General features: G+C 68.0%; 28 protein-coding genes and 1 pseudogene. 10 read left to right on the forward strand and 19 right to left on the reverse strand.

Features of this window, described 5'->3' with window-relative positions; translation table 11 throughout:
* The first annotated feature begins 15 nt into the window (after positions 1–15).
* Positions 16–585 (forward strand): TetR family transcriptional regulator, encoded by a 570-nt coding sequence (locus ACLJOU_RS41485; protein ID WP_410574758.1) that lies wholly within the window; start codon positions 16–18, stop codon positions 583–585.
* A gap of 240 nt (positions 586–825) precedes the next feature.
* Here ACLJOU_RS41485 and ACLJOU_RS41490 read toward each other — a convergent pair.
* Positions 826–1,289, reverse strand: a pseudogene (locus tag ACLJOU_RS41490) (transposase).
* A 478-nt stretch (positions 1,290–1,767) separates the two neighbouring features.
* Here ACLJOU_RS41490 and ACLJOU_RS41495 point away from each other — a divergent pair.
* Together ACLJOU_RS41495 and ACLJOU_RS41500 are read left to right on the forward strand one after the other, a co-directional pair.
* Positions 1,768–1,929, forward strand: coding sequence for a hypothetical protein (locus ACLJOU_RS41495; RefSeq protein ID WP_410574759.1), 162 nt, complete (start codon positions 1,768–1,770; stop codon positions 1,927–1,929).
* A 396-nt stretch (positions 1,930–2,325) separates the two neighbouring features.
* Complete coding sequence (locus ACLJOU_RS41500; RefSeq protein WP_410574760.1) at positions 2,326–2,700, forward strand: hypothetical protein; 375 nt, start codon at positions 2,326–2,328, stop codon at positions 2,698–2,700.
* Here ACLJOU_RS41500 and ACLJOU_RS41505 read toward each other — a convergent pair.
* From ACLJOU_RS41505 to ACLJOU_RS41575, 15 genes are all read right to left on the reverse strand, one after another.
* The gene (locus tag ACLJOU_RS41505) at positions 2,697–3,905 is read right to left on the reverse strand and encodes an oxidoreductase (RefSeq protein WP_410574761.1); all 1,209 of its coding nucleotides are present in this window, start codon (positions 3,903–3,905) and stop codon (positions 2,697–2,699) included. The two genes, ACLJOU_RS41500 and ACLJOU_RS41505, sit on opposite strands and share 4 nt — an antisense overlap.
* A 57-nt stretch (positions 3,906–3,962) precedes the next feature.
* Entirely contained in the window at positions 3,963–4,814 is an 852-nt protein-coding gene (locus tag ACLJOU_RS41510; RefSeq protein ID WP_410574762.1) for an SDR family oxidoreductase, read from the reverse strand.
* A 75-nt stretch (positions 4,815–4,889) separates the two neighbouring features.
* Positions 4,890–5,741, reverse strand: coding sequence for an SDR family oxidoreductase (locus ACLJOU_RS41515; protein WP_410574763.1), 852 nt, complete (start codon positions 5,739–5,741; stop codon positions 4,890–4,892).
* 16 nt (positions 5,742–5,757) lie between these two features.
* Positions 5,758–6,402 carry an NAD(P)-dependent oxidoreductase gene (locus ACLJOU_RS41520; RefSeq protein ID WP_410574764.1) on the reverse strand — a complete coding sequence of 215 codons (645 nt, stop codon included), beginning with the start codon at positions 6,400–6,402 and terminating at the stop codon, positions 5,758–5,760.
* 28 nt (positions 6,403–6,430) lie between these two features.
* On the reverse strand, positions 6,431–6,868 hold the full coding sequence (locus ACLJOU_RS41525) for a hypothetical protein (protein WP_410574765.1): 438 nt from the start codon (positions 6,866–6,868) through the stop codon (positions 6,431–6,433).
* A 58-nt stretch (positions 6,869–6,926) separates the two neighbouring features.
* Positions 6,927–7,766 carry a fumarylacetoacetate hydrolase family protein gene (locus ACLJOU_RS41530; protein WP_410574766.1) on the reverse strand — a complete coding sequence of 280 codons (840 nt, stop codon included), beginning with the start codon at positions 7,764–7,766 and terminating at the stop codon, positions 6,927–6,929.
* 4 nt (positions 7,767–7,770) lie between these two features.
* Positions 7,771–8,331 carry a VOC family protein gene (locus ACLJOU_RS41535; protein WP_410574767.1) on the reverse strand — a complete coding sequence of 187 codons (561 nt, stop codon included), beginning with the start codon at positions 8,329–8,331 and terminating at the stop codon, positions 7,771–7,773.
* A gap of 3 nt (positions 8,332–8,334) precedes the next feature.
* Complete coding sequence (locus tag ACLJOU_RS41540) at positions 8,335–9,201, reverse strand: aldo/keto reductase family oxidoreductase (RefSeq protein WP_410574768.1); 867 nt, start codon at positions 9,199–9,201, stop codon at positions 8,335–8,337.
* A gap of 39 nt (positions 9,202–9,240) precedes the next feature.
* Positions 9,241–10,410, reverse strand: coding sequence for a sugar ABC transporter substrate-binding protein (locus tag ACLJOU_RS41545; protein WP_410574769.1), 1,170 nt, complete (start codon positions 10,408–10,410; stop codon positions 9,241–9,243).
* 35 nt (positions 10,411–10,445) lie between these two features.
* On the reverse strand, positions 10,446–11,486 hold the full coding sequence (locus ACLJOU_RS41550) for an ABC transporter permease (protein WP_410574770.1): 1,041 nt from the start codon (positions 11,484–11,486) through the stop codon (positions 10,446–10,448).
* 58 nt (positions 11,487–11,544) lie between these two features.
* Positions 11,545–13,107 carry an ATP-binding cassette domain-containing protein gene (locus ACLJOU_RS41555; RefSeq protein ID WP_410574771.1) on the reverse strand — a complete coding sequence of 521 codons (1,563 nt, stop codon included), beginning with the start codon at positions 13,105–13,107 and terminating at the stop codon, positions 11,545–11,547.
* Between the two features lie 39 nt (positions 13,108–13,146).
* Positions 13,147–14,343: an acyl-CoA dehydrogenase family protein gene (locus ACLJOU_RS41560; protein ID WP_410574772.1), complete on the reverse strand. Its 1,197-nt coding sequence runs from the start codon at positions 14,341–14,343 to the stop codon at positions 13,147–13,149.
* A 32-nt stretch (positions 14,344–14,375) separates the two neighbouring features.
* The gene (locus ACLJOU_RS41565) at positions 14,376–14,924 is read right to left on the reverse strand and encodes a flavin reductase family protein (RefSeq protein ID WP_410574773.1); all 549 of its coding nucleotides are present in this window, start codon (positions 14,922–14,924) and stop codon (positions 14,376–14,378) included.
* 29 nt (positions 14,925–14,953) lie between these two features.
* Positions 14,954–15,889, reverse strand: a complete 936-nt coding sequence (locus tag ACLJOU_RS41570; protein ID WP_410574774.1) for a dihydrodipicolinate synthase family protein — start codon at positions 15,887–15,889, stop codon at positions 14,954–14,956.
* 4 nt (positions 15,890–15,893) lie between these two features.
* Positions 15,894–16,469, reverse strand: a complete 576-nt coding sequence (locus tag ACLJOU_RS41575) for a VOC family protein (RefSeq protein WP_410574775.1) — start codon at positions 16,467–16,469, stop codon at positions 15,894–15,896.
* A gap of 162 nt (positions 16,470–16,631) precedes the next feature.
* Here ACLJOU_RS41575 and ACLJOU_RS41580 point away from each other — a divergent pair, with 162 nt between their 5' ends.
* Positions 16,632–17,261 (forward strand): nuclear transport factor 2 family protein, encoded by a 630-nt coding sequence (locus ACLJOU_RS41580; protein WP_410574776.1) that lies wholly within the window; start codon positions 16,632–16,634, stop codon positions 17,259–17,261.
* 10 nt (positions 17,262–17,271) lie between these two features.
* Here the strand turns inward: ACLJOU_RS41580 and ACLJOU_RS41585 are convergent, their stop codons facing one another.
* Entirely contained in the window at positions 17,272–17,985 is a 714-nt protein-coding gene (locus tag ACLJOU_RS41585) for a GntR family transcriptional regulator (RefSeq protein ID WP_410574777.1), read from the reverse strand.
* Between the two features lie 210 nt (positions 17,986–18,195).
* On the opposite strand from ACLJOU_RS41585, the gene ACLJOU_RS41590 reads away from it, so the two are divergent.
* Positions 18,196–18,768 (forward strand): NADPH-dependent FMN reductase, encoded by a 573-nt coding sequence (locus tag ACLJOU_RS41590; protein ID WP_410574778.1) that lies wholly within the window; start codon positions 18,196–18,198, stop codon positions 18,766–18,768.
* 1,026 nt (positions 18,769–19,794) lie between these two features.
* Here ACLJOU_RS41590 and ACLJOU_RS41595 read toward each other — a convergent pair.
* A complete protein-coding gene (locus ACLJOU_RS41595) occupies positions 19,795–20,361 on the reverse strand; it encodes a sigma-70 family RNA polymerase sigma factor (RefSeq protein ID WP_410574779.1) in 567 nt (188 codons plus the stop codon).
* 372 nt (positions 20,362–20,733) lie between these two features.
* Here ACLJOU_RS41595 and ACLJOU_RS41600 point away from each other — a divergent pair, with 372 nt between their 5' ends.
* A complete protein-coding gene (locus tag ACLJOU_RS41600) occupies positions 20,734–21,054 on the forward strand; it encodes a hypothetical protein (RefSeq protein WP_410574780.1) in 321 nt (106 codons plus the stop codon).
* A 6-nt stretch (positions 21,055–21,060) separates the two neighbouring features.
* On the opposite strand, the gene ACLJOU_RS41605 is transcribed toward ACLJOU_RS41600, so the two are convergent.
* The gene (locus ACLJOU_RS41605; RefSeq protein WP_410574781.1) at positions 21,061–21,777 is read right to left on the reverse strand and encodes a hypothetical protein; all 717 of its coding nucleotides are present in this window, start codon (positions 21,775–21,777) and stop codon (positions 21,061–21,063) included.
* A gap of 492 nt (positions 21,778–22,269) precedes the next feature.
* Here ACLJOU_RS41605 and ACLJOU_RS41610 point away from each other — a divergent pair, with 492 nt between their 5' ends.
* The 4 genes from ACLJOU_RS41610 (at position 22,270) to ACLJOU_RS41625 (ending at position 24,280) form a co-directional block, all read left to right on the forward strand.
* Positions 22,270–22,593, forward strand: coding sequence for a hypothetical protein (locus ACLJOU_RS41610; protein WP_410574782.1), 324 nt, complete (start codon positions 22,270–22,272; stop codon positions 22,591–22,593).
* Positions 22,594–23,313: 720 nt separating this feature from the next.
* Positions 23,314–23,793 (forward strand): Asp23/Gls24 family envelope stress response protein, encoded by a 480-nt coding sequence (locus ACLJOU_RS41615; RefSeq protein WP_410574783.1) that lies wholly within the window; start codon positions 23,314–23,316, stop codon positions 23,791–23,793.
* A complete protein-coding gene (locus ACLJOU_RS41620; RefSeq protein ID WP_410574784.1) occupies positions 23,790–24,107 on the forward strand; it encodes a hypothetical protein in 318 nt (105 codons plus the stop codon). Before ACLJOU_RS41615 ends, ACLJOU_RS41620 begins: the two co-directional genes overlap by 4 nt.
* Complete coding sequence (locus ACLJOU_RS41625; protein ID WP_410574785.1) at positions 24,104–24,280, forward strand: DUF2273 domain-containing protein; 177 nt, start codon at positions 24,104–24,106, stop codon at positions 24,278–24,280. Before ACLJOU_RS41620 ends, ACLJOU_RS41625 begins: the two co-directional genes overlap by 4 nt.
* Positions 24,281–24,282 lie beyond the last annotated feature (2 nt).

Consider the following 24,282-nt stretch of genomic DNA (forward strand, 5'->3'; position numbering starts at 1 on the left):
TAAAGTTCGAGGGCTATGAACCTTCGGGAACGCACCCGCCGTGCGGTGCAACGCGAGATCGGCGAGGCCGCGCTTGCCCTGTTCGTCGAGCGCGGATTCGACAAGACCACCATTGACGACGTCGCGGCCGCCGTCGGAATGTCGCAGCGCAGCGTCTTCCGCTACTTCCGGACGAAGGAGGAGATCCTTGTCGGGAAGCTCGACCTCATCGTCGACGAGATCCTGATCACGCTGCGCGAGCGCCCGCTCGACGAGCCGGTCTGGGCGTCGCTGCGCCGAGTCTTCGATGTCCTGGAGGACCCGGCCCAGCCGGGAGGCACCGCATCCGTGCTACGGGTGGTTCTTGAGACGCCCGCGTTGCTCGCCGTTTATCTGCAGAAACTGCAGCAGATCCAGGAAACGGTGGTCGTGGCCCTGCGCGAGCGGGCGTCTTACGCCGACGACGATCCCACGCCGCGCGCGCTGACTGCAGCCGCCTTCGGCTGTCTGGTGGCAGGACAGCATGCCTGGCTCGCCTCCGGGGCGCGAGGCTCGCTGAGTGACGCCATCGACCGGGCCATGGCCACGTTGGGCCCGCGAGACTGACGCCAGTGGTGAGGTTGCTGCGCCGCCTTCGCACGCCCGCAATGGGCCGGGCCGAGGTGGCCAGCGGGAGGTGACCACGACGGCCGGCAACAGCCCCTCAGATGCCGGCCACAACATGCCGCTTACGCCCTTCAGGTCGTTATTATCCGTCTTCTTGTTGGCGTCTCGGGGCAATCGGGCCGAGGCGCCTGCGCCGAATTGGAGTGGTCCGCCTCGTAGCGCAGCCGGTCGAGTCAGGGATCAGTTCGGAATGAGTTTGCGGAGGCAGATGACCGAGCAGGCGCGGCTGAGGATGGCTTGATGCACGTCGGCTCGGCGTTCGGTGCGATTGCGCAGCCGACGAAAGTTTTGAGCCACGCGAAAGTGCGCTCCACCGGCCGGCAGTCGGCCACGAGTCCGAAGCCGTGCTCGACGCCGCAGCGTGCGATGACGGGGTGATACCCCCCTTGGAGAGCACGCAATTGCCGCCAGACGCCGGCCTCGTGCCCCCGGTCAACCGCCGCCGGCAGGCAGCGCCTGAGGCGTCGAACAGCGTCATCGGCGACCGGTTCCAGCCGATACCCGTGCAGACGACGTACAAGACGCTTTCCAGTGCCGCACGGTCGCCGGTACGCCCGCGGCCGGGATAGCGGTAGCCGCTGCCGAACCGGAATCAGGGGCTCCAGCCGCGCCCGCAGCTGATCGGTCAGAACCTCCTCACGCATGCAACGATTCCGGATCGCCTCGCATCACCGGCTGAAGACGATGAACTCATTCTGAACTGACCCCTTAGACCGCCCCCTCTTCCGACGACGCTCTCCAGGGGTCGCTCCGAAGAACCACGGCGAGGCCGCCGAACGAATCGGGACGAAGCCGTGTCCTCAGCACCATCGCACTTCTTGGCGAAGCCGGACCACGAAGCCGTCGCATTCGAACATCCCTTCTGGGCCAGAGTGAGAACTATGCGCACCTTGCCTCGATCGTCGTCCGCGCCCAGGGCTCACGAGAACACACTGGCTCGCGGAGACGGCCGAAAACCGCCATCACGATGGCCGTCCTATTTCGACGCATTGGGGCGTTTACGCACGAATCACTCCGGGCGCGATCGCTCACAAGGGAGCCGATTTTGCTGACGGACTGCTCGTGGTGCATGACCAGCCGCTCCTTTGGGTACACCTTGCGGAACGCAGAGAAGGAGGAGCTATGGGAATCATTATTGGCCTGCTGGTAGTTTGGGCAGTCGTAGCGGTGTTGGGCATCGTCATCAAAGGACTCTTCTGGCTGATCATCGTCGGCGCGGTGCTGTTTGTCGCGACCGGCGTGATCGGCTTCGTCAAGCGTGAAGCCCTGAGTCGCCGACGCTGAGGCGGCAACCGCTTCACCCTCCCAGCCCGGTGTACTCAACCAGGCTGGGAGGTGACACCCGGCTCGGCGCGGCCCCCTGCCGAGCGCGGTTGGACAACCTGGCAATGGCTCAGGTGCCGCGGATATAAAGATGAACGCCACGCGACAAAACTCCTTCGTCACCACGCTGTGGCCCGTCTTGCCCGCAGAGTCGACAACAAACCAGTCAGCACGGACGAGTAGGCCCACATATTGGTAACTCACGCTGTTCGACGGTGATACCCAAGACCATGATGCCTTGCGCTTATCCAGGCCGGCAAAGCGGCCGCCTATTTTTGCGCGCGAGATGGATCGACGATCCAACGCTACCGGTCCATCTCCGAACACCGCGCCGGGTTTGGTGTCCGCAGCAGGTGGATGACCGCTGGACACCTCGGCGACGACATGCCGCACTTCAACATCGACGCCGTGCGGAGGTTCGCCGAGCACGGGGTCGCGGTACTGGCGAGCGACATCGGCGACCCGGTGGCCGGCCTGGGCGGGTTTCCGCCGGGTACGGTGCTGCCGCTGTACGTCGGCGCGCTCACCCGGCTGGGCATGCCATTGATCGACGGCGCCGAGATCGAGGGGCTCGCCGCGGTGTGCCGGGCGCGGGGCGGTGGCTGTTTCTGTTCACTGCCGCTCCCCTACCAGTCCACCGGCGTGCCGGTGAGCCCGCTGGCCATCTTCTGGACGACCGGTGCCCGCGTCGTCCACGGTGGACGACGCGGGCACCGGTCGGCACGCCGTTAGATCATCGGCGTGATCCGCTCTTCGGAACCGACCAGCGCTTTGCCGTAGATCTCGTAGCACACCATCGGCAGGATGCCCGCGTGTCGCGACGCGACCTCGGAGTCGCGCCAGATCCGTTGCAGCGGGTTGACCTCGGCGAATGCGCCCGAGCCGTGCGCGTAGAGCAGGGTGTCGATGGCTTTCACGACGTGCTCGATGGCCCAGCCGATGTCCGCCCGAATCCGGGCCCGCGCCGAGAAGTCCAGCTTCTCGCCGTTCGCCGCCGCGGTGTCCAGGTCGTCGGTGACGCGGTGGGCATGGAAGTGCGCGGTGTCGAGCATCATCGTGGCCTGGGCGAGTTGGAGCTGAAACGCCACGGAGTCCGCCTGTCGCGTGTAGATCGTGTTGCCGATCCCCTTGGTGGCGGCCTTCTCCCGTACCAGCTTCAGCGCCGCACGGCCGAGCCCGAGTTGCGGGCCGACCATGCCGACGGCGAAAAACGGCCCCAGCGGCGACCGGTAGAGCGTCTCCTCGATGTGCTCGGTCGGGAAGTCGCCTTCGATGGCCGGCGGTACGGACATGATGCGGTGGGCCGGCACGAAGATGTCCTTGGCCACGAGGCAGTTCGACCCGGACGCGCGCATGCCGGCGACGAACCAGGTCTCCTTCAGGTCCACGTCGGTGCGGGGCACGAGCGCCATGCCGAGGTCGACGGTCTCTCCGGCGTCGTCGGTGATCGGCAGGCTCAGCACCGCCCAGTCGGCGTGCCATGATCCGGAGTTGTAGAACCACTCACCGCTCGCGCGGAAGCCGCCGTCGACCTTTTTCGACTCGACCTTCGGAGAAAAGACCCCGGAGACCAGCGCGTCGGGGTTCGCTCCCCAGACGTCGCCCTGCGCCTGCTCCGGGAAGCAGCTCGCCAGCCACGCACCCGAATTCAGCAGCGAGACGACCCAGGCGGTCCCACCGTCGGCCTCGCCGACCGCCGCGGATACGTCCACCAAGGCCCGGATCGAGGTCTCGTATCCGCCGAACCGCTTGGGCTGCAACAGCTTGAACAGGCCGGCGTCCTTGAGCGCCTGGATGCTCTCCTGCACGACGCGCCGGTCCCGCTCGCCCTGGGCGGAGTTCTTGCTCAGCAGCTCGCGGAGGCTTTCCGCGCGGGTGACAAGTTCCTCGACACCTGGAGCGCCGCTGACGGTGATGGGGTCGATCGACGTGGTCATGCTTTTTCCTCACAACTCGGCGCGCGCACGCGACCTCGGACAACAACTCTGGGCGGCTCAGCTCTTGGCGAGTTCGCGGTCGACGTACTCCGCCAGCGTCGTCGGCGGCCGGCCCAGCAGCCACGTGAGCACGTTCGGGTTGCCGGTGATCCCGTACCGGTCGTAGTGACCGAACAACCGGTACATCGCGTCGTAGGTAAACTCGTCCTCTTCGCGCCGTTGCCGCGAGGGGTCGGCCAAGTCACTGATCGGCCGCGCCGCTGCTGTAACCGGGCGGCCGGCTGCCTTCGCGATGACCGCCGCGATCTCGTGACCGTTCACGTAGTCGGACCCGCACAGCTCATAGGTCGCGTAGTAATGCTGCGGATCCCCCACCACCTGCGCGGCCACGGCGGTGACGTCTTCCAGATCAACCTGCGCCAAACGCGTGTCCGGGGAGAACGGCTCACGGTGCACGCCGGACTCGACGGTCAGCGGCACGTTGATGTTCTGCAGGTAGTGCATCGGCTGCAAGATCGTGAACGGAATCGGCGACTGCAGAACCGCCCGTTCAACGGCGAGCTTGGCCTGATGGTTGAGCAGCGCCTCGATCTGAGGGTGAGTCACCGAAAACTGCACGAAATGCCCGACATCGGCACGCCGCGCCGCAGCGACCACGGCCCGGCCGATGTCCGCCTCACGATGGTGGAACAACGGTCCGATGTGGACCACCGACTCGACCCCGTCCATCGCTTCGGCCAGCGCGCCCGGTTCGAGCAGATCGACCACAGCCGTCTCTGCAGCGCCCAGTTCGGCGACCTCGTGCACCGACGAGGCGATATCCGCCGCCCGGACCTGCTTTCCCTGCTTCGCCAAGGCGCGAACCACGCTGCGCCCAGTACGGCCACTCGCCGCGGTCACCAGGATCATGATCTCTTCCTGTCAGTCAGTGTTGATTGTGTTCTTTGCGCACGGTTCGACGTGCGCACGCGACTCTGGGCCGGCTCAGCTCTTGGCGAGTTCGCGGTCGACGTACTCCGCCAGCGTCGTCGGCGGTCGGCCCAGCAGCCACGTGAGCACGTTCGGGTTGCCGGTGATCCCGTACCGGCTGTAGTGGCCCCACAACCGGTACATCGCGTCGTAAGGGAACTCGTCCTCTTCGCGCCGTTGCCGCGCCGAGTCGGCAAAGTCGCTGATCGGCTGCCATTCGACCTTGACTTGCCGGCGGGATGCGTTCGCGATGACTGCCGCGATCTCGTGACCGTTCACGTAGTCGGACCCGCACAGCTCATAGGTCGCGTAATAGTGGTGTGGGTCCCCCACCACCTGCGCGGCCACGGCGGTGACGTCTTCCAGATCAACCTGCGCCAAACGCGTGTCCGGGGAGAACGGCTTGCGGTGCACGCCGCATTCGACGGTCAGCGGCACGTTGATGTTCTGCAGGTAGTGCATCGGCTGCAAGATCGTGAACGGAATCGGCGACTGCAGAACCGCCCGTTCAACGGCGAGCTTGGCCTGATGGTTGAGCAGCGCCTCGATCTGAGGGTGAGTCACCGAAAACTGCACGAAATGCCCCACGTCGGCACGCCGCGCCGCAGCGACCACGGCCCGGCCGATGTCCGCCTCACGATGGTGGAACAAAGGTCCGATGTGGACAACCGATTCGACGCCGTCCATCGCTTCGGCCAGCGCACCGGGCTCGAGCAGATCGACCACAGCCGTCTCCGCAGCACCCAATTCGGTGACCTCGTGCACCGACGAAGCGATGTCCGCCGCCCGGACCTGCTTTCCCTGCTTCGCCAAAGCGCGAATAAGGCTGCGCCCAGTACGGCCACTCGCCGCGGTCACCAGGATCATGATCCCTCCCTGCCAGTCAGTAAGCGACGGTGAAGCGCGCCCGCCGGTGCGCGGGACGTTCGATTTCGTCGACGAAAGCCTGGGCATAGTCGGCGCCGGAGATCTCAGCGCGGCCGTCGTTTCCTTTAAGCATGACGTCTCCGCCGAGCCGGAACCGGCCGGTGGCCGTGCCCGGCGCGTAGTGGCCGAACCCGGTCGGCGGGCTCAACACGAACCAGTCCAGCTCGGGATCGCTTGCCCTCAGCTCGTGCAGCACGTCGTCGGATGCCTGCGCGAAGGCCTTGAACCGCGCAGGGAACTCTTCCGTCTCGTACACCTTCGTGCCGCCGGGCTCGGTCAGCAGCGAGCCCGCTCCGCCTACCACACCCAGCCGGGCGCCGAGGATCCGTGCGACGTCGGCGATGTCCGCGTTGACGGCGACGAAGCTCGTCTCCAGGTCTCCGGTCGGTGCGAGCGCGACGACGATGACGTCGGCTCCGGAGGCCGCTCGTGCGATATCGGCGCGCACCAGGGCCGAACCGGTCACCGACTTCGCTCCCGGCGGGAGCTCGGCGGGGGGCTTGCGGCTGAAGACGACCACCTCGTGGCCTCGACCGGCGGCTTCGCGGGCGATGGCCCCGCCGGCGTAGCCGGTGCCGCCGAGGACGCAGATTCGTTTCACTGCAGTAGTTCCTTTCTTCCGAGCGGGTTCAGCTCGCGTGTGTGGTCAGTGTGGTGTAGGCCTTGCGGACGGCGGGGACGAGGGCCCGGGCCGCTTCGACGTCGGCTCGTTCTCCGCGCAGCTTGAGGATGTCGCCGGCGCGGCGGTCGGCTGGCACGTCGGCGCCGCGCGCGGTGATCAGGACGTGGAAGTGCGGGAAGCTCTCGCCGAACGCGAGCAGGTAGGTCGCCTCCGCGCCGGTCGCCTCGGTGACCGCGGCGACCATGTCGCGGGCGCGCCGGCCGAAGGTCTCGGCTTCCGGCTCGTCGAGCCCGACGATGCGTTCGGCGTGCCGGCGGGCGCGCAGGAAGAACCAGCCCGGTACCTCGTAGCCGGGCACCACCTCGGCGGCCCACAGGTCGTCGCGGAACACGACGGCGGATTCGTCGGTGTTCTCGAGGTCGCAGACGAAACAGTCCGTGCTCATGGGATCGATGTCCGTTCCTGGTCGGGGAGGCGACTGAGGGTCACCTCCGGAAAGCGGGTCAGCGGAACCGGGTGCGGATCGAGCCGATGCCCTCGATCGCGGTGATCAGCTCGTCGCCGGGCTTGATCAGCAGCCGCGGCTCACGGGCGAACCCGATGCCGGCCGGGGTGCCGGTGAACACGACGTCTCCGGGCAGCAGCGGTACGGTCTCCGACAGCCGGGCGATGATCTGCGCGATCGGGTGGATCATCAGCTTCGTGCGGGAGTTCTGTACGGTCTCGCCGTTGAGGGTGCACGTGATCGCGAGGTCGTCGGGGTCGGCGAACTCGTCGGGTGTGACCAGCGCGGGACCCATCGGGGCGAAGCCCGGGAACGACTTCCCCAGCGAGAACTGGGGTGTCGGCGGGCGCAGCTGCAGCTCGCGCTCGGAAAGGTCTTGTCCCACGGTCAGCCCCGCGACGTGCGACCACGCATCCGTGGCGTCGATGCGGTGGGCGCGCTTGCCGATCACGACCACCAGCTCGGCTTCGTAGTCGACCGAGCCCGGCGGAATCTCGACCTCGGCGTCCGCGCCGGTGATCGCCGAAGCGTACTTGCCGAATACCACCAGCGAATCCGGCACGACATCGATTCCCGCCTCCTCGGCATGGTCGAGGTAGTTGAGCCCGATGGCGAACACCTGCCGCGGCCACGGTGCCGGGGCGCCCAGCTCGGCCTGAACGAGCGGCCGGGCCGCCACGTCCTCGCCCATGCCGCCGGCCCACTCAAGCAGGTCCGGCCAGACGTCGTAGGCGGCCTGCGGATCCGGGGAGAAGCGGCCCCCGCTCGCCTCGGCGACGTCGACGACACCGGACGCGCCGAGCAGGCCCAGCCGGCCCGCGGCGTTGACGATGCGCATGCGGTCAGTCCTCCATCGGGTGGGGCAGTTCGGGGCTGGTCTCGAGCGCCCACTTCCGGGTCTGGAGGTCCCGGGGCGGTGTGCCCTGTCGCAGCGCTTCGGCCATCAGCTCCGGGCGGTAGCGGACGCCGATCGGGTCGGCGTCGTATTCCGGGCCTTCCATGTAGGCGGTGGCTTCGGCCGCGGTGGCGAAGTTGTCGACCTGCAGCTCGACGTGGTTGCCGTCGGGGTCTTCGTAGTACAGCGACGTGGTGACACCGTGCTGCACGGGCTTCCAGGGCTCGATCCCTTTGGCGTGCAGTTCGGTGTAGCGCGCGAGCAGGCTTTCCAGGGAGTCGAAGGTGTACGCCACGTGGTTCACCACAGCCGCGTTCGCGGGCTTGCGCACGAGGTCGGGGATGTGGGCCAGCGCGATGCGGTGGTGCTCGTCGTCGAAGGTGAGGAAGGTCAGGCCGTGGCCCTCGTAGACGACGTGGGCGTCCAGCAGCGCCGAGTACCACTCGCGCATCGCGTCGGGCTGAGAGGTCTGGAAGACGACGTGGGCGAAGGAGGGGGTGGACTTCACGGGTCAGCTCTCTTCCGGTTGCGCAGCGATGCCGTCGAGCTCGGCGATCGCATCGTCTGGGAGGTGCAGCTCGGCTGCGGCCACGTTCTCGTGTAGGTGCCCGATTGAGGACGTGCCGGGGATCAACAGGATGTTCGGTGAACGGCGGAGCAGCCACGCGAGCGCCACCGATTTGGGTGTCGAGCCGGTGCGCTCCGCGACGTCGTCGAGTACCTCGGACTGCACCGGGGAGATGCCCCCGAGCGGGAAGTACGGCACGTACGCGATGTCCTGCGCGGCGAGCGTGTCGATCAGGTCGTCGTCACCCCGGTGGGCGATGTTGTACATGTTCTGCACGCACACCACGGGGGCGATCGCCTGCGCTTCGGCGATCTGCTCCGCGGTGACCGTGCTCAGCCCGAGGTGCCGGATCAGGCCCTGCTCGCGCAGCTCGGCGAGCACGGAGAACGACTTCGCCACGGACTCCTGCGGCCCACCGATCCGCAGGTTGACCACGTCGATGCGCTCCAGCCCGAGGTGCGCGAGGTTGTCGTGCACGGCCTGGCGCAGCTCGTCAGGGGACGACGCGGGCGGCCAGCCCCCGGACTCGTCGCGGGTGAAGCCGACCTTCGTGACGAGGTGCAGCTGCTCCGGGTACGGGTGCAGGGCTTCGCGGATGATCTCGTTGGTGACGTGCGGGCCGTAGTAGTCGCTGGTGTCGATGTGGGTGATGCCCAGGCGTACGGCCTCGCGCAGCACTGCCACGGCGTTGGGCCGGTCGGCGGGCGGCCCGAACACGCGGGGTCCGGTCAGCTGCATCGCGCCGTAGCCCATGCGGGTCACGGTCAGGTCACCCAGTGCAAACGTGCCGCCGGGACGGGGGTCGGACATCTCGGATGTGCTCCTTCTGTGTACGGGAAACGGGGTGGCTCAGGCCGCGGGGACGCCCCACAGCTGCTGGTAGGTCTTGCGGAAGGAACCGTCGGTGAACCACGAGCCGTCCTTGAAGGCGGCGACGCTGCTGCCGTTCACGGTGCGGATGTTGGTGCTGTCGAACACGCGCCGCGGGGTCGTGTAGCCGTCGTCGCCGGGCGGCTGCTGGCCGACGGTCATGCGCAGCAGGCGGTCGGCGTTGTTCCACGCGACGAGCGCCGGGTCCGCGGCCACGTCCGCGAGCTGCGCGCCGGTGGAGATCCGCTGCATCGCGGACACGTCAGCGCCGTAGCCGACGAGCTTCAGCGACCGGTTGCGGCCCGAGAGCTGCATGCCTTGGATCACGAGCGGGCCGGCGGGCTGGTCGTAGCTGGCGAACACATAGTCGATCGACGGGTCCGCGTTCAGCGCGACGCTGACCGCGGTTGGGATCTTCTGCACTGCGGTGGCGTCCCACGCGACGGTGGTGACCTTGCAGCCTTGGCAGAACTTGGCGAACTCGTCCTGCACCGCATCCGACGACTTCTGCGTGGTGCTCGTCGACGTCGTGTTGGCGAAGAGAACGTTCGCGCTGCCCTTCGAGTCCGAGATGATCGCGTCCGCCATCAGACGGCTGCCGACGTCCTGGCCGTTGTTGGTCTCCAGGATCTTCCCGCGCCACTCCGGGGGAAGTGCGTCGGACACGTCGGCGGCGACGACGGGGATGTTCGCGCTCGTCGCGGCGGCGTAGGCGTTGCGGGCCAGGGCGAACGGCAGCGAGTCGGTGATGATGCCCGCCGATCCCGCGGCCACGGCCTGGTTGAGGCACTGCGTCGCGACGGTGGGCTGTGCCTGCGCGTCGCACGCCTGCACGTGGACGCCGAGCGGGGTAAGGGCCTCGGTCAGCTGTTCCAGCTGGGCCTGAAAGTACGTGGCCTTCAGGGTGATCGGGATGTAGCCGACGGTTTTGCCGCGCAGCTTGTCCAGGCCGGGGATGACGGCGGCGGGCGCCTTGACCGAGGTGGACGCGGTGCGGTGCGACTGGACCTGCGAGGTGGCGTGCTCGACGTTCGCGGCGGGGGTGGTGCCCCTCGGGCCCGCGGCACCGCCCGCGTCCGTACAAGCGGTGCCGAGGCCGATCACCAGTGCCAGCGCGCCAGTGAGGCCCGCTGCTCTGCGCTTCGACATGCATACTCCGTTCGAGGGTGTACCGGGCGCGGTCGTCAGGACCGGCGCGCGTCCCGGCGGAACAGCGTGGACAGGACGATCGCGATGATCAGCGCGGAGCCGTAGAACACATCGCTGATCCAGCCCGCGAACCCGAGCAGCTGCAGGCCGACGATCCCGGTGGCAAGGAAGTAGATTGCGATCATGCTCCCCGCCGGGTTGAACCGGCCGGGGTGGATGGCCGCGGTGCCGAGGAACGTGGCCGACAGCGCCGGTAGCAGGTAGGTCGATGCGCTCGCCGGGTCGAACCCGCCGACCGTGCCGATGAGCAACACGCCGCCGATCCCGCACAGCAGCGACGACATCAGGTAGGCGCCGGCGCGGATCCGGTCGACGCGCACCGTGGCCAGCCGGGCGACCGACCGGTTCGAGCCGACGAACCGCATATGGCGCCCGAGCGGGGTACACGTGACGACGTAGGTGAACACCGCGGCCACGGCGAGGCCGTAATAAAAGCTGATCGGCAGGCCGAGCACCTCCGCGGCGGACGCCGAGAACAGGCCCGGGCTGGTGAGGAAAACGCTTCCCCCGTTGGAGATCCGCGACGACACACCGGTGAGCAGGGTCGCCACGCCGAGCGTGGTCACGATGGGGTTGATGCCGACTCTGATGATGAGGAACGCGTTGAATGCGCCGACCACCATGGCCGCCGCGACGGCCATGACGACCGCGAGCCAGACCGGAAACCCGGCGCCGCTCACGAGCACCGCGAGCAGCGTCGCCGACAGCCCTGCGACAGCGGCGACCGAGAAGTCGAACTCCCCCACCGAGAACGCGCAGAGAGCGCCGAGCGCGACGAACACGAGCGTCTGCTGGGATCCGAAGATCGTCTGTAGCGTACCCGCGCTCAGGAACTGGCCCGGGCTAAGCAGTCCGAAGAGGACGAACAGCAGCACCCATACGCCGATCAGACTGCCGCGCCGCGACAGCTCACCGCCGAACGTCCTGACCCGCCGGGGTTTGGCCGGTGCGTCAGGGGTTCCGGTGTCCTCCGTGGCTCCGGCGGCCTCGGGTGGCGCTTGCTCCGTCGTGCCCACGGCGGTGGCTCCTTCGGGATGGGGCGCCGGCGGGCGCCCGGGGTGGATCGGTGCTGGGTCAGGCATAGGTCGCCTCGGTGATCGCTTCCGCCGTGACGTCGCCGTCCAGCGCGGTGTGCTTGCCGCCGGCTCGCAGCACGACGACCCGGTCGCACACCAGCGCGAGGTCTTGGACCTCGATCGAGCAGATCAGCACGGCCTTGCCTTCGTTCGCCGCTGCGCGGAGGGCGCGCAGGATGTCCAGCCGCGCGCCCACGTCGACCGCCTGCGTGGGTTCGCAGGCGATGACGGCCTTCGGCGCGCCGAGCAGCCATTTGGCCAACAGCAGCTTTTGCTGGTTCCCGCCGCTGAACGCGGCCGCGGGCGCGTGCGGCACTGCGGGGGTGATACCGAACGACCGTACGGCCTCGGCGAACTCCTGGCGCTGCCACTGCCGGGCGAGCAACGCCCGCCCACGGTTCCCGACCCGGGGCAGCGTGACGTTCTCGATCGCGCTGATCTCCGCGGCCAGCCCGTCGCGCATCCGGTTCTGGGGCACGACGGCCAGCCCGGCGCCGAGCAGCTCGGCGCACCCGGTTTCCGGCACGGTGAAGTCCCGGCCGTCGATCCGCAGCGCACCACCGCAGTCGCGCGAGTTCCCGGCGATGATGTCGGAGAACTCCTCCAGCCCGGTGTCGCCCGCCCCGGTGATGCCGACGACCTCGCCACCGCGCACTTCCAGGTCGAGGTCGGCCAGCTGCACGCCGTGTACGCCCTTGAGTTCGAGGACGGTGCCGAAAGTGGCTCCCGGTGCGGCGTCCGCGCCGATCCGCCCGCTCGCGAGTTCCCGGCCGAGGATCAGCGTGCTCAGGTGCGCCTCGGTCAGCCCCGCCACCTTCAGGCCCTCGGCGGCCGTGACGCCGTCGCGCAGCACCGTGACCCGGTCGGCGAGCGTGAGGACCTCGTCGAGGCGGTGGCTGACGATGAGGATCCCGGTGCCGGACCGCGCGATGGTGCGCACGATCTCGTAGAACTCTGGCAGGTTTTCCCGCGGCAGGGACTGCGTCGACTCGTCGAAGACGATGCAGCCGGTCCCGAGGTGCCTGCCCTGCAGCGCGCGGGCGATGGCGACGACCGCGCGCTGCCCCGGGGACAGCGCACCGGCGCGGGCCTCGAGCGGGATCGACGCGCCGAGCTGCGCGAATGTCTCGGCGCACCGCCGCCGCTCCGCCGCCCAGTCGATCTTACGTGTCAGGCGCCGGGTCGCGTAGTGGCCGACCCGGACGTTTTCCAGCACGGTCAGGTCGTCGACCAGGCCGAGGTCCTGGTGTACGAACGCCAGGCTGTGGTGCCGCAGCTCGGTGGGCCGCACCGGAGTGGACAACAGGCGCCCACCCGCGGTGATCCGGCCGCCGTCAGCGGTGTGGACGCCGGAGAGGACCTTGATCAGCGTGGACTTCCCGGACCCGTTCTGTCCCACCAGGGCGTGGATCTCACCGGGTTCGATGGTGAGGTCGACGTCGCGCAGGACGGTCGCGTCGCCGAACCGCTTGGTAAGCCCCCGGATCACCACGGCCTCGCGCCCGGGCGAACCGGGTGGCGCGGGGTCGGTGGACCCGATCGGGGCGACGGTGCTCCGCAAGGGCTTTCCTTCCTTCGTCGTTCTGCTGTGGACATCGCGTCAGAGCATCGGCGTGATCTGGCCCTCGCCGGCGAGCAGCGCGGTGCCGTACATCTCGAGGCTCACCTGCGGGACGATGTAGGCGTGCCGCCCGGCGACCGCCGAATCGCGCCAAAATCGCTGGAGCACGTTGCTGTCGCCGAACCCTGCGGCGCCGTGCGCGAAGAGGAGAAGGTCGATGGCCTTGGTGACGTTGCGGACCACCCACCCGGCATCGGCGCGGGCCCGCGCCCGGGCGGCATCGTCCGGGAACGTCCCCGCGGCGGCGGCCTGGTCGATCTCGTCCACGGCGCGGAAGGCGTGCAGGTGCGCGGTGTCGAGCAACATCGCGGCCTCGGCGATCTGGTAGCGGAACACCGGCGACTCGGCCTGGGTCTCGTAGAAGGTAAAGGTGAGCGGTTTCGTGAGCGCCTTGGCTCGGACGATCTCCAGCACCTTGCGGCCCATGCCGAGCTGCGGTGCGGCGATGCCGAGCGCCAGCACTGGCGTAAACGCGCTGCGGTACAGCGACTCGTCGGTGTGCTCCGTGCCGACCTCGCCAAGCCACGCCTTGGGCGCGGAGATCACGCGGTGCGCGGGCACGAACACGTCCTCGGCGATAAGGCAGTTCGAGCCGGACGAACGCATGCCGGCGACGAACCAGGTCTCCTCGAATCCCAGCTCGCTCCGCGGGATCAGCGCGAGTCCGTGGTCGACCGCCTCGCCCGCGTCGTTGACGACCGGGAAGCCGAGTACGGCCCAGTCGGCGTGCCAGGAACCGGAGTTGTAGTACCAGCGGCCGGTGACGCGGTAGCCGCCGTCGACCTTGACCGACTGCGAACTGGGCGTGACCACACCGGAGATCCGGGCGTCCGGGTCGGCGCCCCACACGTCGTCCTGGGCCTGCTCCGGGAACAAGCCGGTCATCCAGGCGCATTGGTTGAGCAGCGTGACGACCCAGGCAGTGCCGCCGTCGGCCTCGGCGACCGCGGCCGCGACCTCCAGCTGGCTGCGCACCGGCAGCTCGTACCCGCCGTAGCGGCGCGGCTGGGCGATCTTGAACACTCCGGCGCCGGCGAGCGCGGTGATGCTCTCCTCGACGACCCGCCGCTGCTGCTCGCCGCGGGCCGCGTTCTCCTCCAGCAGCGGCAGCAGCGCGCGGACGCGGGCGAGAACCTCGCTGGGCGTGACCGCGGCTTCGGTGGTGGGGGAAACCATGCGTGCGTGCTCCTTCTGTCGGGTGGGTGCGCTCACCGGGCCAGCGCCGCGAGGGAGTCGGTGATCGGCGGTCGGAAGCGTTCGCCGTAGTGCGAGTGGGTGCCGAACGTGCGGTGGGCGTAGACGAGCGGCGGGTACTCGGCCCGGCCGGCGCCGACGACGTGGCCAAGCAGGAGCAGGTGGTCACCGCCCTCGACGGCCTCGGACAGGTCGCAGTCGAGCCAGCCCGCCGCGCCGTCCAGCCGCGGGAGCCCGTGATCGGAGTGCCATTCGGTGCGGCCGAAGCGGTCCGCGTCGCGGGTGGCGAACAGCACCGCGAGTCCCGCCTGTGACTGACCCAGCAGGTTCACGCCGAACCGGCCGGTGTCGCGGATCGCAGCCAGCACGCGGGAGCGACGATCGAACGCGACGGTGATCAGCGGAGGAGTCAGCGAGAGCGAGGCGAACGAGCTGACCGTCGCCCCGACCGGTAGGTCGCCGTCCATGGTGGTCACTACCGTGACCGGCGCGCACACCGCAGCCATGAGGTCGCGGAACACCTGCGGGGAAACGCCACGGTCGTCGACGGCACTGTCGATCACGGTCTTGTCCCTTTCTTGGTGCTCGGCAGTCATTTCAACCCCTCCAACTCCCTGAGCCCGACGTCGTCGATGAGCTGCGCGAGCGCTCGCACCGCGTCCGGCGGCGGCTCGAGGTAGGGGCTGCGTGCGTGTCCGCCGGGCAGGCCCAGCAATGACAGCACGCTCTTGTAGGCGACGACCCTCGGAACTGCGTACCGCGCCGTCACCGCCGAAACCCCGGCCCAGAGCCGTGTGATGGTCCGGTATTTGCTGTTCGCCGCGGGGATGTCACCTTCGTGGATGTCATCGTGCAGGCCTCGGCACAGCCGAGGCGCGATGTTCTGCAGATTGTCCAGCTCGGCCGTCGCGCCTACCGCATGGGAGAACATCAGCCGCTGCGCCATGGTCAATACCGTGGTGTGCGCCGAAAAACGAGCCACAAATGCCGATACGTTGTGCTGGTCCGGGTGGTGTTTGAAGACCCCGACGACGTGGTCGTGGTCCAGGATCGGCCGTTCCAGCACGGTGGCAGTGATCTCGAAGCCCGTGGTGAAGTTGCACGACAGCACCACCGGCATCTCCAGTGCCGAGAGCACTTCGTCGTAGAAGCGTTCGGCCATTGACTCCGTCGGCGCCAGCGAGTGCCCGAGCGTCGGGGGGTAGACCTGGACCGCGTCCACGCCACGTGCCGCCGCCTCCCGTGCGAAGCGAATGTTCTCCGCGGCGGTGGGGAATTCGCGGCTGCCTGCGACGACGGGCAGCCTGCCGTTGGTCGCGTCGACGACGATTTCCAGAACGCGCAGCAGTTCCGCGTCGGTCATCAGTGCGCCCTCGCCCGTCGCGGGGCTTCCCGGCCAGAAGCCGACGTTCTCTTGTGCAAGCCATTGGACGTGCTCGCGCAGCGCCGACTCGTCGACCTCGCCGCCGGCGGTGAACGGCGTGAGTCCCATGGCGTAGGACCCCGCCGCCAGTACCTGTCGGCTCATGGCGTCAGTTCTCCGCGCCCAAGAGAAGGGGCATCGGGTCGGGAAGGTTCGACCGCGACGCCCACGCACGGTCGGACAACTCCTCGACAGTCGCACCGGCGCGGCGGGCCGCCAGCAGCTCTTCCGGGTCGAAGGAGGGGCCGACGGAATCGGCAGCGTACTCGGCGCCCTTCATGTACCGCGTCGCGTCGGCCGGGTCGCCGAATCGGTCGATTTGCATCTCGACCATGTTGTTGTCGGGATCGCGGTAGTACATCGAGGTCGTAACACCGTGAGCGATGCAGACAGTGGGTGTAATTTCCCGGTTCCGCAGCATGACGTAGCGGTCCAGCAATCCGTCGAGGGTGTCGAAGGTGTAGGCCACGTGGTGCATCGCAGCTGTTGTCGGCTTCTTCGCCTCGAGCGGTACAGGCGAGTGGAGTAAAGCCACGCGGTGGTGCTCGTCGTCGAATGTGATGAACGAGAGCGACTCGTCGGAGTAGACCACGTGCCCGTCGAGGACGGTGCAGTACCACGTGCGCATGGCTTCCGGTTGCGCGGTCTGAAAAACGACGTGAGCGAACTTTGGTGTAGCGGACATCAGGATCACTCCTCGGTCGAACCGGCGACCTCGTCGCCGCCAGGCTTCATCGCCTTGAGGTTCCGCCCACGGTAGCCTTGATATGATATAACGGCAAGATGCGGTTCGAGGGAGCTCTGGCCGCCGAGCACGCGACCGAGTGGTCACGACAAGGGAGTCGTCATGACGATCGCCAACCCAGGGCAAGGGTTACCGGGAGTATCCGGATGGCCTCACACCACACAAGCGGCACAGGTTGTCATCACGGAGCGGCAGGCTCGCGACCGTGGCTGGTGGGAGATCATGGCGGACCAATACTGGCCCGACTCGACCGTGCACCTGAGCTGGTACGACGGCGATGGCAACGGCTTCGTCGCCGGCTCGGCCGCGATGGCCCGACGGGGCGTGACAGCACTGCATCGCATGTTCGCCCCGGCGGTACACGCGCGAGGAGACCGGGCTTACGTCGAGGCGCCGGTGGCTATGCGGCTGGCGATCGATGTAGACGGTATCGCAGGAAATCTGACTTCATACACACGCCTGAACTACCGCCTCGCCCGCCGAGGAGACCGCTGGCGAATTCTGTCACTCAACGCCATCTACGAAAATGCCACGCTTACTGCCGCAGTACCCGGTGAGCAGATTGCGGTCCCAGCCGCTGAGCTGGCCGGGTTTCGCCAGAGTTACGCCCTGCTGGCTTGGAACGCCGCACGCAGCGGCGCAAGTCCGAGTGACGACGAACTTGGCGACGACCGTCCCGAGGAAGTCGCCAAGTTCTATGCCGACACCTGGCACTGGCTCGATGTCGGCTGAGCAAATCTGCTCAAGCACTGCCCTTCTGCTCCACTTGACCCTCGACAACCGCTGTCGCCTTGCGCAACGCCGCAAGAGCCGACTCCTCGTTGTGAGTGAGATGCACCAGCACCGCCTCGCGCACCTCGACCGGATCACGCCCGCGGAACGCGTCAAGCAGATTTTCATGGGCACGCTGATGCTGATGGTTGTCTCCTGCGCCACCCTCAGCGCCGCGGAACCCGATACGAATGTACCTTTCTGCGGCGCGCCAAAGCAGGTTCATCAGCCGCATATCCCAAGGCGACGCGGCCGGCGCGAGCAACGCCACATGGAACTCGTGGTGGCTGTCGTACACGGTCTGGATCGTGTGACGAGCATCCCCGAAGTCCTCCGCTTGCGCCGCCAGCCTATCGAGCTCGGCCACGGAGATGACCCGACACGAGCGTGCAGCAATCTCGGGCTCCAACGTCCGGCGCGCCCGGTAGATCGCTCGCAGGTCCTCGAGATCCAATGGCGCAACGATCGCGCTGCGACCGGGTCTCGTGATGATCAGCCCCTCGCTCTCGAGATTGCGGACGGCCTCGCGCACCGGTATGAAGCTGACGTCGAGCATCTCCGCGACCCTGCGCAATGAGAACGGCTCTCCAGGCGCGAGATCTCCGGCAACGATCGAACGCCGCAGTTCAGCAGTGACGAGCTCGGTAACCGAACGTGACTCGATTCGCTGGATAGGCGGTCTCACCGGGCAGCTCCTGTCTCTTCGACTGATATCAAGTCTAACGGTGTCGAGCTAGCCGCAGCAGCCGGATCCACCATGCACCGTTATGTGATATAACATCATAGCTCAGTTGCTCGACGCACCCAAGGGGCCGGTCAGCATTGACCCGATAGCCGCGATGCGGCCGCCGCGACGCCACCTTGATCGCCGTCGTCTTCAGGTTGAGGAGATCGCGTGTCATCACTTCCCATTTTGCAAATTCACATCGCCAGCACCCGGCCGACCCGGATCGGCCCGACGTTCGCGGCCTGGTTCGCCGAGCTGGCCGACAACCACCCGGGCTTTGACGTCGAAATTGTCGACCTGGCGGAAGTGAATCTGCCATTCCTGGATGAGCCCCACCATCCCCGGCTGCGCACCTACACTCACGAGCACACCAAGGCATGGAGCGCGATCGTCGACCGCGCCGACGCACTGGTGTTCGTGACGCCGGAATACAACTACGGCTACAACGCGGTGTTGAAGAACGCCTTGGATTTCCTCTGCCACGAGTGGGCCGACAAGGCGGTCGGCTTCGTCAGCTACGGCGGCGTAGGTGCAGGCACGAGGGCCGTGCAGCAGCTCAAACAAGTCGTGACGACACTGCGGATGGTGCCGGTACTGGAATCCGTCAACATACCGTTCGCCATGCTGAAAGTGACCCCGGACGGCGAACTAAAAGAGGCGGACCCCGGACTCGATGACGCTGCCCGTCTCATGCTGGACGAGCTCGCGCGGGTCACGGCCAAACTCCGCCACCGGGTCTGATCCTCCGCAGCTGATCGTGCCAAGATTGATCGAGCCGCGTAACTGAACTACTCGCTTAAGGAACTGATCGTCGCCATCTAACTGGCCGAGGCCGTGTTCCTGTGCGGCACAGACTCGACCGCCGCCGTATCGCAGACCAATACCGTAGTTGCGATGACGGTCATCCACGAGTAGCGCGGTGTTGCCGCGGATAGCGACCAGGCCCTGCGGGCCGACGGGGCGGGTGAGGTCGAACTCAGCCGGAACGCACCAGAAGTGCCAGATGCAGCCGGCGTCGATGAGGTCGACGCCAGCCTAGGCCTCCTCGACGGTAACCTCGACGCCCGAGGGTGCGCCACTAGGACTCTAAGCGGCGTGGTTGACCTTCTCGACCACGCCTTACGGGTCCCCGCGCCGAGGCGCGGGCAGGTGGCCGAGCAGACGCCGTAGAGCTTGGCGACCTAGGCGAACGGCGCGGTGATCCGTCCCGAGGAGGAGCAGCAGACGGTTGCCATCCAATCGAACCGCCAGGCCTGCGTGACCCCGCCCAGGCGCCACACGACCACATGCAGGGCCTCGCTCAGCTCAAACGGCGGGTAACACTGCCGCAAGCGATCGGCTCGATGGCCTACATCAGAGCCCCGACCCCAAGCGGGACAAGTAGCTCGACGCGCCAGGTGGACGACGACCTCAACGCATCCGGCCTTTTCGCGCGACGCCCGTGATCAGTCACCTCTCGGCCGATGATCTCGGTGGGCGTGCGACGCCGAGCCGAAGTACTCCTGAGCGGTTTCGAGCGAGTCATCCTCGGCTCGGGACACGTCGAGATTTCGGTGGGGCGCCATACTGCCGGGCGCGGCGAGCACACCAGCCCGGTCGTGATCGCGAGCGCGCTCACCATACTAGTGGCCTCATCGGCGGTGAACGGGCCGCATCCCGTGGCGTGACGAATCGCGGTGAGCACACGCCATTCGAACCACCATGCTGCCGCGATAGAGGGGAACGAGGTCGGATTCGACCTCGCGGCTCGGCAGGTCCGGGGGGTGGTCATCGTGCGTCCTCCCGTCGACGAGGCGGCTTCGCGTCCTCGATCTGGCGCAGACTCGCTAAGGCGTCGTTCAACCGGCAGACGGCCTCGGCCTCGGGGATGCCGAGTAGTTCGGCGACTTCGACCAAGGACTGTCCACCGAAGTAGCTCCACACCAGCACCTCGCGGCACGCCGCGGGCACCACGGCCAGCACTCGAGCACACGACGGACGCCCCGTGAAGTCGGTGTCCTCGCCCGACTTGGCTCGATGCGCTAGCCCGGACGCACTGTTGTGAGTCGGCGCGGTGCGGATTCTGTCGAGCACGTACCGACGAGCGATGGCCATTAGCAGGGAGTACGCGTCGTCGCGGTCGGGATCGAAGCGCGACGCTCCTCGCCATGTCTGCAGGTAGACCTCGAGGGTGGCGTCATCGGCCTGTCCCGCGTCCGGCAGGACGCTGTGGATCAGCCCGTACACGGCCGGTGCGGTGCGGTCGTACAGTCCGGCGAATGCGGCGATGTCGCCCTGACCCGCTCGCTGCAGCAGCAGCTGGCAGATTTCTGACTGTTCGCTGTCGATCAGCACGGCCGCTCCCGATGGACGCACAGAAGTCGTACTACCGGGGGCTCGGGCAGCCTTATGATCACTGAGATACCCCCGGTGATCGGTCAGCAAACACCTCGTAGCGCGCCCAACCTCGGACATAAAAGCGACAGAGCGCCCACGTTACTCGTACGTGGTGCGCCCGAGCCATCCAGCTTCTCGGGCCTGCAGCAGCTAGCGGCGAGTGGGTTCTCGGCGCGCAACGGTGCGCTGACGTTATGCAGGTGCTGCAGGTCGTAATAGTACGTCTTGAACAGCTCACACTGGGCGTAGTCGACCCCGCGCTCGTCGCAGGCCGACAACCAGCGGCTGCGCGCGGCGCAAGTTCACCCGCGGCATGCTCGCGACGAGGTGGTGCTCGACCGGGTGGTTGAGCCTGCCGAGCGTGAAGTCGACCCGCCGGCCGCTACGGACGTTACGGCTATTGACCACCTGCTTGCGCAGGAAGTCCAGCTGGGTCTTATCGGCGTAGGTCGGCACCAGCCCCTCAAAGACACCGGCTTCGCTATCCCGGCGCACTGTGGGACCTACTGGAACGGCGAAGCCATGAAGGGCGGCGACTCCAACGACCTCGACGAGATCCCGGAGGCCGTCATCTCGACCAATGCCACGCTGGTCTGCAACGCCGTCCACCTCGCGCGGCCGCTCAGGTCGACGCAGTATCCGGCTTCCTGATCCTCGTCACTTCAGGACGCTGACCGCGCGGGCGATGACGAGCAACGACGTCAGCAGCGCCGCGACGCTCTGCACCGCCATCAGCACCTTCGCCCGCGACGACAGCGGCATCGTGTCGGTGGGGCTGAACGCCGTCGAATTGGTCACCGACACGTACAGGTAGTCCACCAGGGTCGGCACCCAGTCGGACTTGACGCTGGAACCCTCGGCGACCTCCTCGACGGTGTCAGCGTTCTCGTCCTGCGAGAACCGGAAGTCGGCGAGCGGCAGATCGGCACGGCCGGACTGGGTGCGCTTGACCGGACCACCCCGGTCCAGCTCCCAGTAGGCCAAGCCGAAGGCGATCACATTGGTCAGCCACACCTGTAGCGCCCCCAGCAGCAGGGCCTGACCGCTGTCGCCTGCGCCGGCGACCAGTTCGTGGATGAGCAGCGCCAGAGCCCCCAGGTTGCTGACCGCGACGACCGCGACCAGCGCCAGTGACAGGATCCGAGAGAGCCGGGTCTGCCGCGTGACGCGCCGCGGGTTGATCGCGATCAGCGGCACCAGCAGCGCGATCTCCACGGCGGGCACAACGAACCGGGGCGCGACCAGCAGTTGGTCCGGCAGCGCCAGGTAGAGCGCGATGGCCACGAGTGTCGCGACGGCGGCCGGCAGGCGGGCCTCACCGCGGCGCTGGTGGCGGGGATGGCGGGTGGTGGCGTCAGCACGGTCGGCTGGCATGGCGGCGGCTCCTCGCGGACGGCCGCTGACCGGCCCTTGATCGTCGGGGCGTCAGCCTAGCCTCGACGCCGCCGCACCGCCGACTCGTGAGATTATCACCGGATCCGGCCAAACCGCGGCGGCGCGGTCACCGAATCACCTCTGACCGATACGGCTGAGTCGCCGCTCCAGACCCCAGCGGCCCCCATGGGAACGCTGGAGTCCGCCATGAACATTCGTTCCACCCCGAAGAACCGTCTCGCGCGGCCTTTCCCGGCCACGAGCCGAACGACGAGCGCATCGGCGCCGCCGTCCGGGTGGGCGGATCGCTGGGCCGTCGACCTGCTCGCGCCGGCACCTCCCCGCCGCACCCGGAACCAGCGTCGTCAGGACGCGTTCGGCCGTCGCACGGCCAGCTCGTGGTGGCGGCTGATCGGCCGGCTCACGCGCCGGACCGGCCCAGGAACGCCAGCAGCGCGTCGTTGAACTCCTGGGCATGGACGCGTTGATCGCGTGCGGACCGCCCGGGGGGCCGCCCGCTACCGCCACCAAGCCCACGGCCATCCCGGGCGCCGGGGCAGCGCCGAGGACTGGTCACCGGTGTGGGAGGTCGAGGGGTTCGCCTGCCTCACCGGCCCGGTCGACACCTGGGACCCCGACACCGCCCACCTCGGGTTCCGCCCCGCGACCCGATTCACCGTCGCGCTGCCCGATGTCCGGGGTCTGCTCATCCGGCTCTCGGCCCACCTGGCCACCACCGGTCAGCATGCGCACGATCCCCTGGTCGCCACCCTAGGAGACGGCCACATCGGGCGGCACCGCGCGGGCGCGTCTTGACCTGGCGCTAGCCCGAACGGGCGAACATCATCGCCGGGTCGTCAGCCGCGATCACCATGGTCGCAGATGGGCACGCTGCCCGGCAGGATCCAGTGCGGACATGACGGTTGAGAGGTGAGCGCGGTGAAGACGACCATGCCCCGTCGCGGCACTCAGAACGTGGTGACCCTACGAGCCGAGTGGGCGGAGATGCATCGGGCGAACCTCGCCGCGCACGCCGCCGGACAGGCCGCAGCCCGCCACGCAGGCGCCGCCGCGACGCGGAACCCGTTGCCGGCCGGCACCGACGCGCGATCCTGGTGGCGCGAGGGTTCTATAGCCGCCCGTTCACCCCGCTGACCACCGACGAAATCCTGCGCCGCCACCACACCGGCCATACCCCGCGCACCCGTCTCCGCCACACAGGTTGATCGGCAGACCACCCGCGTCGCACCGAAGTGGACGACTGACAGCAACGATGGCGTCAGGTCCGCACAGCCTTAGACCAGCGCCGTGGCAGGTGGCACTCAGCGACTGGGCACGGCAGAGTCTCATCGATGGCTGAGGTGTAAGGGGCTGGTGGTCGTTCGTCCCGCCAGTCGAAGTCGTCACCGAACTAAACGCCAGAGTCAGGAGAGCTACCTCACGCATTCCACCCGTGACGTTCGTCGATCGGCCGGGGTCCTTCAGGGGTCCAGGCAAGCGGGCTTTCCCGCGCAGATCCGAACTCGAGGAGTTTTCATGACGAACCCGGCGAGCACCAGCACGGCGACCAGCCCCGCCCACGCGGCCACCGCCGTCGTCGAGAGCGAGCGCGGCGCGCTGGCCTCCGCTCACGGCACGACCAGCATCTCCGACGTCGTGGTGCAGAAGGTCGCCGGCCTCGCCACCCGTGAGGTCGCCGGGGTCTACGCCTTCGGCGGCGGTGCGGCGCGCGCCTTCAACGCGCTGCGCGAGCGGATTCCCGGTGCGACCGCGTCGGCCGGGCAAGGCGTGGCGGTCGAGGTGGGCGAGCGACAGGCCGCCATCGACCTGCAGATCGTCGTCGACTACGGCGTCTCCATCGTGGACCTGGCCCGCGCGGTGCGGCGCAACGTCATCACCGCAGTCGAAACGATGACCGGCCTCGAGGTCGTCGAGGTCAACCTCACCGTCTCCGACGTCCACCTCCCCGGTGACGACGAGAGCGCCGACACCTCCGAGTCCGGCCGGGTCCTGTGACCGCCGGCGTCGAGCCCGACGCCGCCGCAATCGCCACGCTGGTGACCGCGCTCCCGCAGATCACCGGCCTGCACAGCGGCCACTTCGGGGAGATCGCCACACTCCTGCCCAGCCGCCGCGTGCCCGGCGTCCGGATCCGCCCCACCGAGATCACCGTAGGCGTCACCGGCCGCTACCCGGCCACCGCCGCCGAGATCGGCACGGCGGTCCGCGCCGCCATCGGACCCGTCGACCGGCCGGTGCACGTCCACATCGGCGACATCGCCGCACCCACCGCGACCGTCGTGGCCGCGATCATCGAGGAGCACCCGTGAACCACACCCACATCGGCCTGCTGACCGGCCTCGTCCTCGGCCTCGCCGCCGCGTTCGGCGGTTTCTGGGCCTTCCTGCTCGTCGCCTTCCTCGGCGGCCTCGGCCTGCTCGTCGGCCGGGTCCTCGACGGAAAGCTCGACATTTCCGCACTGTCCGGCCGGGATCGAGGCTGATC

Source organism: Amycolatopsis sp. cmx-4-61 (assembly GCF_046548775.1).
Lineage (GTDB): Bacteria > Actinomycetota > Actinomycetes > Mycobacteriales > Pseudonocardiaceae > Amycolatopsis.

Bases quoted from the DNA above. Each gene is read 5' to 3' on its own strand.
- ACLJOU_RS41575 (WP_410574775.1), bottom strand. From the start codon at position 16,469: ATGTCCGCTACACCAAAGTTCGCTCACGTCGTTTTTCAGACCGCGCAA.
- ACLJOU_RS41525 (WP_410574765.1), bottom strand. From the start codon at position 6,868: ATGAGCACGGACTGTTTCGTCTGCGACCTCGAGAACACCGACGAATCC.
- ACLJOU_RS41510 (WP_410574762.1), bottom strand. From the start codon at position 4,814: ATGATCCTGGTGACCGCGGCGAGTGGCCGTACTGGGCGCAGCGTGGTT.
- ACLJOU_RS41530 (WP_410574766.1), bottom strand. From the start codon at position 7,766: ATGCGCATCGTCAACGCCGCGGGCCGGCTGGGCCTGCTCGGCGCGTCC.
- ACLJOU_RS41485 (WP_410574758.1), top strand. From the start codon at position 16: ATGAACCTTCGGGAACGCACCCGCCGTGCGGTGCAACGCGAGATCGGC.
- ACLJOU_RS41570 (WP_410574774.1), bottom strand. From the start codon at position 15,889: ATGAGCCGACAGGTACTGGCGGCGGGGTCCTACGCCATGGGACTCACG.
- ACLJOU_RS41540 (WP_410574768.1), bottom strand. From the start codon at position 9,201: ATGTCCGACCCCCGTCCCGGCGGCACGTTTGCACTGGGTGACCTGACC.
- ACLJOU_RS41505 (WP_410574761.1), bottom strand. From the start codon at position 3,905: ATGACCACGTCGATCGACCCCATCACCGTCAGCGGCGCTCCAGGTGTC.
- ACLJOU_RS41515 (WP_410574763.1), bottom strand. From the start codon at position 5,741: ATGATCCTGGTGACCGCGGCGAGTGGCCGTACTGGGCGCAGCCTTATT.
- ACLJOU_RS41500 (WP_410574760.1), top strand. From the start codon at position 2,326: ATGACCGCTGGACACCTCGGCGACGACATGCCGCACTTCAACATCGAC.
- ACLJOU_RS41615 (WP_410574783.1), top strand. From the start codon at position 23,314: ATGACGAACCCGGCGAGCACCAGCACGGCGACCAGCCCCGCCCACGCG.
- ACLJOU_RS41560 (WP_410574772.1), bottom strand. From the start codon at position 14,343: ATGGTTTCCCCCACCACCGAAGCCGCGGTCACGCCCAGCGAGGTTCTC.
- ACLJOU_RS41545 (WP_410574769.1), bottom strand. From the start codon at position 10,410: ATGTCGAAGCGCAGAGCAGCGGGCCTCACTGGCGCGCTGGCACTGGTG.
- ACLJOU_RS41605 (WP_410574781.1), bottom strand. From the start codon at position 21,777: ATGCCAGCCGACCGTGCTGACGCCACCACCCGCCATCCCCGCCACCAG.
- ACLJOU_RS41580 (WP_410574776.1), top strand. From the start codon at position 16,632: ATGACGATCGCCAACCCAGGGCAAGGGTTACCGGGAGTATCCGGATGG.
- ACLJOU_RS41495 (WP_410574759.1), top strand. From the start codon at position 1,768: ATGGGAATCATTATTGGCCTGCTGGTAGTTTGGGCAGTCGTAGCGGTG.